At 33.3% G+C, this 7,198-nt stretch carries 8 protein-coding genes; all 8 read right to left on the bottom strand.

The features are described 5' to 3' along the window. Positions 1–522: 522 nt before the first annotated feature. A complete protein-coding gene (locus tag BMY56_RS18245) occupies positions 523–1,473 on the bottom strand; it encodes a transglutaminase domain-containing protein (protein ID WP_091627678.1) in 951 nt (316 codons plus the stop codon). 186 nt (positions 1,474–1,659) lie between these two features. Next, positions 1,660–2,451: a hypothetical protein gene (locus BMY56_RS18240; RefSeq protein ID WP_143057850.1), complete on the bottom strand. Its 792-nt coding sequence runs from the start codon at positions 2,449–2,451 to the stop codon at positions 1,660–1,662. Between the two features lie 384 nt (positions 2,452–2,835). Further along, positions 2,836–3,117 carry a hypothetical protein gene (locus BMY56_RS18235; protein WP_091627673.1) on the bottom strand — a complete coding sequence of 94 codons (282 nt, stop codon included), beginning with the start codon at positions 3,115–3,117 and terminating at the stop codon, positions 2,836–2,838. Between the two features lie 17 nt (positions 3,118–3,134). Further along, positions 3,135–3,557: a hypothetical protein gene (locus tag BMY56_RS18230; RefSeq protein WP_091627671.1), complete on the bottom strand. Its 423-nt coding sequence runs from the start codon at positions 3,555–3,557 to the stop codon at positions 3,135–3,137. Between the two features lie 147 nt (positions 3,558–3,704). Then, positions 3,705–4,388 (bottom strand): hypothetical protein, encoded by a 684-nt coding sequence (locus BMY56_RS18225; protein ID WP_091627668.1) that lies wholly within the window; start codon positions 4,386–4,388, stop codon positions 3,705–3,707. A gap of 628 nt (positions 4,389–5,016) precedes the next feature. Further along, complete coding sequence (locus BMY56_RS18220) at positions 5,017–5,988, bottom strand: hypothetical protein (RefSeq protein ID WP_091627665.1); 972 nt, start codon at positions 5,986–5,988, stop codon at positions 5,017–5,019. 227 nt (positions 5,989–6,215) lie between these two features. After that, positions 6,216–6,890 carry a hypothetical protein gene (locus tag BMY56_RS18215; RefSeq protein WP_143057849.1) on the bottom strand — a complete coding sequence of 225 codons (675 nt, stop codon included), beginning with the start codon at positions 6,888–6,890 and terminating at the stop codon, positions 6,216–6,218. A 44-nt stretch (positions 6,891–6,934) separates the two neighbouring features. After that, positions 6,935–7,198: hypothetical protein (locus tag BMY56_RS18210; RefSeq protein WP_218144582.1), on the bottom strand; the 264-nt coding region annotated here is incomplete at its 5' end.

Here is a 7,198-nt window from a genome sequence, read left to right as displayed (position 1 = left end):
TTATTCTTGATTATTGAAGTCAGGATAAAGTCAATGAGCAATCCAACTAGTCCAATTCCGATTAGTCCGAACATATAAACAACTCCCCAACCTTCAGCGTATGAAAGTGTTTTCCACTTGACTATAGTAAAAACTAGACAACAAGTCAGATAGATAAATAAATAGCCTTTCAATATTGTCGTTTTTTTAAACATAATCATAAAAATCAGAGTCGCATCCGCTTTTTTTGCGATATCGATAAGCAGGTATGTTCATAGTGATTACTTTTATGATATTCGGAAAGATTTTTTACATCTAGCGTTCAGTTCTTCAATATTGTTGGCAACGTTTTAGCTATGAACAGAACGGGAGCATACTAGCGTTTGCTTTCCGCCACGCACATAGCGAAATCTTTTTGTTTTGTTTTTTCTTTTTATTGTTTAAAGCAAAATCCCAAAGATTTTGCGGACTTCATAAAAACACACAAACCATTGGTAAAGCCCTAAGCCCGTATTGTTTATAGGTTTTGTTACCACCAGTTATTTATATGCGGAATAGGATTATATTTTCGTACAGAGCGATTGTTTGTTTTTCCTCATTGAAATCATTTAAATCCACTTTGAAAGCTGCCTTTTGGGGAATGTGTTTTTTGTCGAATTTGTAATATGTATAACCATCTTGATTGATAACCTGAATGCTTGGTACAGGTTCATAATTTATGCTGTCCGTTCCATAACCTAATCTTACAAGCCAATTTCTATTCGGATTATTTTTGTAGACAAAGTAATAGAAGTTTTCGTCCTGCTTTAAACTTGGTTTTTCTGTGAAGCCCGTAAGAAAGTATAATGGGTCTATATATTGAGAGGAATTAAACTCATCTAAGGATAATGGTTTTTCTAATAGTTGCCATTTTTCTTCAGAGGGAAAGTGAGTTATAATTGCATTTTCAGGACTAACATCAAAATAGAAATCTGGCACATATGTTTCAAACTGTTGCGACCACGTAGTGTCTATAATTTTCCATTCTCCATCTATTTTACTGACATTCCATGCGTGACTAAATTTTTGGTCCAATTCAGGTTCAACAATTGGATTCGTAAAGTGTCTTACATGTCCGCCAATTACCAAAGTCTCTATTTCTAATTCTAGCATTAACCACTTGTATAATTGCGAGTACCCTTCACAAACCGCCTTTCTTCGTTCAAAAACCTTAAAAGGGCTATAATTATTATTGTTGTCTTCTTCCGTGTAAAGTCCAGCGGCATGTCTGTCCTTAACTTCGTAGTCATATTCGATATTTGCACTAATCCAGTAGAAGAAAAATTGTGCAATTTCTAGTTTGTCGGTAAAGTTGTTTTTTGCGAAATCAGTTAATTCCGGCATAAGTAAATTGTCCGAATTTAATCCCTCGGCGATTTCCTTTGTCGATTGGCTACGTGCTATAGAAAAGGTCAAGCTAAGTACTAGGATCAATATGGATAATTTGTTTTTCATAATTGGTGGTAACGGCTGGGCTAAGCGTAGTGCGGAGGCAAGGAAACTTTTTGTTTCCGTCCGAGCACGAAGCTAAAGCTTATTGTTTAGTTTTATTTTTTCTTGTCCAAAGCTAAATCCATAAGATTTAGCGACTTTATAAATATACACAGACCTTTGGGTTTTGCCCTAAAGTCCGCATTACGTTTAGGTTGTGTTAGCAATAGTTTTTATCTCCTTACCAGCTAAGGTTTCGAAATTATAATAATTATTAGTCTCGTAGATTCTGAAGACTTTTTTTAAATCGCTTTGAGTAATTCTTTGAATAAGTTTTTGAATTTCTTCATCTGAAATTGACTTATCCGCAAATACTCTCAAATGAATATCAGATTCTAATTTTAGTTGATGATATTCATCTAATGGATTGAGGTTTTGTTTGAATTTAATAATGTCGTTTTTAATCGAATCCAGTCCATTACCATATTCTGAGACAATAGCACTTTTATTATTAATGGTTCCAATGAAAATTTTCAGACCATATTCACTAGATAGACCAATACGTTCAACTTTGGTGTCATTGGGTAATGTAAATTTCACTCCACTTTTTTTACTCAAGAAATCAAAATAGTTTTCTGCTCTTAGTAAGTTGAAATTTCTATCTATTGTTGAATCGTTAATTTTATTAAAGGAAAGAGTATTGTTGTTTTTAGAAAGAAAATATTCCATAAACATTGTTTTTGTTGAATCTTTTTCAAAAGGCTGATAGGGCCATTGTTCAATATAATCAAACTCAATTTTGGATTCGTCCGCTGTCCATTTTACAGTCTGAGTATTGCCCTCCATAAATATTAGACTATCTGGGTGAAAGTACATTCTGGTAAATCCATCATTTTCCAGTCCGTACCACTTTCCATTTATTTCTTTTTCAAAAGAATTTTGTCCACACGATAAGAGTGTCAATATTGGGCCAAGAATCAATATGTAAATTTTCTTTTTCAAAATTATTGCTAACGTTCTAGCTAAGCGTAGTGCGGAGGCAAGGAAACTTTTCGTTTCCGTCTGCGCACGAAGCTAAAGCTTATTGTTTAGTTTTATTTTTTCTTGTCCAAAGCTAAATGCATAAGATTTAGCGACATTATAAATATACACAGACCTTTCGGTTTTGCCCTAAAGTCCGCATTACGTTTAGGTTTTGTTGTAATGCGTTTTTTCTTCAGTCAAGTATTTTCGTAATTTTCTAAATAACATTTTCTCCTGAACTCTATAAATAAACCAAAACCATAAAAGTATTACTGGAATAAGTAATAATATCCAAATCGAGAAATCCGATTGAGTGTAATGTCCAGCAATACAAATTATTGAGAGAACAATTAGGGAAAAATATTATTCAATCCTTACTTTAGTTTTTAGGTGTACTACAGTTTTATTATCGCCGATGTTTTTTAATTCCGCAAATCCCTTAATACCATCGGTAGCACCAGGGAAATATTTAATCATTAGAGTTCCTAGAGACCATTTAGCAAAGAATTGAAAACGATTGTATGCTGACCATTCCGTTCTAAATTTTTGATTATTATTTAATCTTATTTTTTCAGATAATTGATCGATAGTTCCTTTAAAAATGAATCTTTCTTTTAGTAAAATTGGGTCCAGAAATTTTTCCATTAAGAATTAATTGAGTTTCATTCAATGATATTTCGATGAATAAAGGTGTTATAAATGTGAGTGTTATAATCGCGCTTATCAATGATTGTATCAATTCTTTTTTCAAAATCAATTTCAAAAACACCGTAGTCTGATTTAGCAATACGTACTTTAAATGATTCTTTTAATTTCAGTTTTTTCTTTTTAATGCTTTTTGCGGGTATCTGTTTCAGTTTATGAATTACACTATCATTTTTAATGAAATAAAAATAAACAATGTCAATTCTACCGGACTTTCCTTTTGTAACGTTTTCCTTTAATTTTTCAATCGTAGCAAATGTTATAAAAGCTCCTTTCTTTAATTTATTTTGTCGATAAACTCGAACTCCATAAATAAGTAAAAAAAAGACTCCTAAGAGCGAAAGTGTTAATATCGGAGTTAGTTTAAATTTTATTTTCAATAGTTTTTCTTTGCTATAAGCCAAAATGCATTACAACGGTCTCGTATAACCGTCAGTTACGGGTTAATATGCGTTAATATTCGGTTTGGCACTGACGTTAGCAATTCCGAATGGATTCGGACGTAGTCGAATCCGCCGTAATTGCGGTTATACATTGTTGTGTACAGTTTTTATTTTTTCAATTCCTAAATGTTTGTGTTCAATTAATTTTTCAGCCGTTTCATTGTCGCAAGCAATTGCAGTTTTGCAATCGTCATAAAGTGTGGTAAGACACCATTTTTTGTTTTTCTCAATTATAAATTCAGGTGACAGATTGGAAAAACTTGAGGCAACAATTTGAATCGTCTCCATTCTTGTCAAATAAAAAGAAGGTAAATTGTCGTTCTCAACATTTCCTCTTATTTTTCTCAAAATGTCATAATGAGAATACACTTCTGTTTGAAGAGTAGAGTCAAAAACCTTTAATAAATGAATTATGTCTTTAAAATACATTCCAGAACCTTCTTCACTTCCCCACAAATATTTTGGTCTAGTGTCTTTATTTCGGACTTGGTGCATAACGTATTCAGAATAGTCTTTGAAATTTTCTCCATCTTTAAAAAATTCGGTTTTAAATTGTTCAAAGGTCAGAACTCGTTTGTTTTTCGGTCTTCCTAGTTCGTCGCGAATAGGTTTCAATCCGTTTTGAATGTCCAAATCAATCAGAATTGGATGATGATAAATAAAGTAATTGTCAAAATCTTCAGAAAACCAGTTTTCGATTTCTTTCGGATAATGACTTCCTCCACCTTTATTTTTTAACCAAAATCTTGGTACTTTAAAATCTATCATCTGGTTTTTGTCAAATTGTACACAACGTGTCCAGCTATGAACAGTTGCTGAAATTTAGCCCAAAATTTTACAAATACAAAGTGGCGTAAGAAAATCCGTAGGATTTTCGGTGTCAGCTCAAACCCCGCAATTGTTTATAGGTATTGTTGTAAACCGTTTTTATCACACGCGAGACGGAACTTTCAAAATACGCCAAAAAGAAAAAAAGCGTTTTTCATATGCGTTGCTTGCGAGCGCTACGGTGCCGCAGGGCGCTTTTTTTACATCGTAAAAGCTAGAAACCTCAAATAGTGGACACGAAAAATGGCGTGAGTAAATCCGTCAATGACCAGTCTTTTGTAGACCAACTTTCAAAGTGGGAAGGGTAGTAAAGATTGAAATGAAAACCGACTTTAATTTGTCCATCTTTTACGAACGGAATTTTCGATCTAAACAGACTTGAGCAGGAGGGAGGTTGACTCTGATTTTCACCGGATCTAATGGTTTACAACGGTCTTGTATATGAAAAGTAGCGGATTTACACACTAATTTTTCGGTTTATAACTGACCTTTAATTTATTCATTTTCTTTTGATTAAGCGATTAAACCGCTATTTTTTATATACGTTGTTCTACGCAGTTTTTTTCGCTCAATATAATGTTGGGTCGCTGATATATATTTCCTTTCTACCGAAATGCAAGTCACGGGAAAAAGCATATTTTGGGTCAATGAAATCAATTCTTATTTCTCTAAAAGCCTTTTTCAAAATCCGTCGGCATCGTTTGTAATCCTTGTCAAATAGTCTTTCCCAAAATCCCATATTCACGACCATACTTTTCAATTTCCCATTTTTATTGAATGTTAATCGAAACTCATCGAAACAATCTAAATTGGATGAATTAGGAATTAGTCTATTCAGTTCGGATTCCAGGTAATTATCTATTGTGTCTTTTATAGTTTTTTGATATTCACGAATTGGTTTGCTATTTTCCCACCATTCGAGTTGTTTTTCGGATAGCTTGTACATACTAATCCAGCCGTCAATAATATAAGACTCGCCTTTGGGAAGTTTGTCTGTAAATTTATCAAATACCTTTTTTAACTGAAATGTCTGAGCGATTGTGTCTTTAAGTGTTTTAATTTCTGATACAAAAGGAACACTATCGTTTTGGTTATGGGCACAGGTAAAGGTTGCGTTTGAAATCTCTTTGTCAACTTTGTGATTAAATTTTATTATTCCGCAATCCAGCCAATTAAAATTCCAATCGTTTATTAAACTATCGGTTGGTATTTTATGTGATTTAGAAGCCAACATAAATTGACCGATTTTGGAAGCATCAATTTCTGGAATCATAATTTTCTCAAACACATAATTTGTCGGTTCATTGTCTCTGCCGTAATCAGTTTTGACTTCTTTGGTTTCTTGTATGAAGTTAACAATTTGTCCATTGAATCTTTTTGCGTCATCGCTATAAAGTTCGATAATCTGTCCTGACTTTATATATCTAAAATGATAAGTTTTTTCAGAATGTTCAAGTGGCTCAAGGTCAAAATAAAATTCCGCTTGTCTGTTATCCGATAAATATCTCGAACCAATCTCGTCGTTCAAATCTTTTCGCATCAATTCGTCTTGACTGAATGCGAAAAAGCTCGTGAAAAGAAAAAATGTTAATATGTAGTAGGATGTTTGTTTCAAAATTGCGTAGAACGGTCTCGTATAACCGTCAGTTACGGGTTAAATTAGCTATTATTTTCGGTTTAGCACTGACGTTAGCAATTCCGAGTGGATTCGGACGTAGTCGAATCCGCCGTAATTGCGGTTATACATTGTTACAGCACGTATTTTTTTCAAGATATAGCGGTTACTTTAATTTTATCAATTATCCATTTTCCGTTGAATTTTCTAATAAACACGAGTCCACTAAATCCACAAAGTCTGCCACAACCAAATCCACTTATCATAACTCCAAACCTTTTTGTTTGGTCAAATTGAATACGTGAAAATCCAGTTATTCCAGAAAGATGGAAATCATAATCGTTTTTCCAAACTTTACTTGTCGCTGGAAATTCCGATCGATATTTAAGTTTAAACTTATCTGCGTGTTTTAAATCCGTCAAATTTATTTTGTAAGATTTTTTAATATTAAGAGTATCTAATTCAATTTCGAAATCCTTATAAAAATCAATAAGTTCTTTTTTCGCTCTTTCATTTATTTGGTAAGTGCTGTCCACAATCGCAATTACCAATTTAGTTGTGTCCTTTTCTAATTCAGCTTTTCGCTTTTCGTATTCGGCAATCATTTTAGATTCGTCCCATTTAATTGCTATTGAATCACTCCATTCAGAATTTGGTGGCGGTGGCGGCGGTGGCGCCAATCTTGTATCGTGAAATACAGAATCAAGTAACGCTGGAAAAATTTCATTCGCTACAGACTTTTCAAATTCCAAATCAGTCTGCTTTTTATCACAGCTAATTAAAAGCAGAAATATTGAAATTATGACGAATGTTAGTTTTGTGGCCATATGTTCGTTAATATACATTGTTTACAAAAGTTATAGATTAGAGTTTACACTAAGTTAGTTTCTAACCTCACTGATTGTTCTTTTTTTCTAAACACATGTTCATCAAAGTATCCTAAAAATACGTTTCTATAAAATACCCTCCAAATACCATTGCCAATGTCCAGGGCCCCGATAGGTTTACCTTGGAGCGAAGCGGAAAGGTAAACCCAATTGTAGGCCTTCCATCTGATGGCTCCATTTTGTGTAACTTTTAAGACTTTCATTTTGGAATCGTAATCAAAGTGGGGTATTTTTTCTGGGAATGGTCT

This window comes from Maribacter orientalis, assembly GCF_900109345.1.
In the GTDB taxonomy this organism is placed as follows: domain Bacteria; phylum Bacteroidota; class Bacteroidia; order Flavobacteriales; family Flavobacteriaceae; genus Maribacter; species Maribacter orientalis.
This window is presented reverse-complemented; position numbering and strand designations above follow the sequence as displayed.

Coding starts and splice junctions, on each gene's coding strand:
- BMY56_RS18245 (WP_091627678.1), bottom strand. CDS start 1,473: ATGAAAAACAAATTATCCATATTGATCCTAGTACTTAGCTTGACCTTT.
- BMY56_RS18235 (WP_091627673.1), bottom strand. CDS start 3,117: ATGGAAAAATTTCTGGACCCAATTTTACTAAAAGAAAGATTCATTTTT.
- BMY56_RS18225 (WP_091627668.1), bottom strand. CDS start 4,388: ATGATAGATTTTAAAGTACCAAGATTTTGGTTAAAAAATAAAGGTGGA.
- BMY56_RS18220 (WP_091627665.1), bottom strand. CDS start 5,988: ATGCGAAAAGATTTGAACGACGAGATTGGTTCGAGATATTTATCGGAT.
- BMY56_RS18215 (WP_143057849.1), bottom strand. CDS start 6,890: ATGGCCACAAAACTAACATTCGTCATAATTTCAATATTTCTGCTTTTA.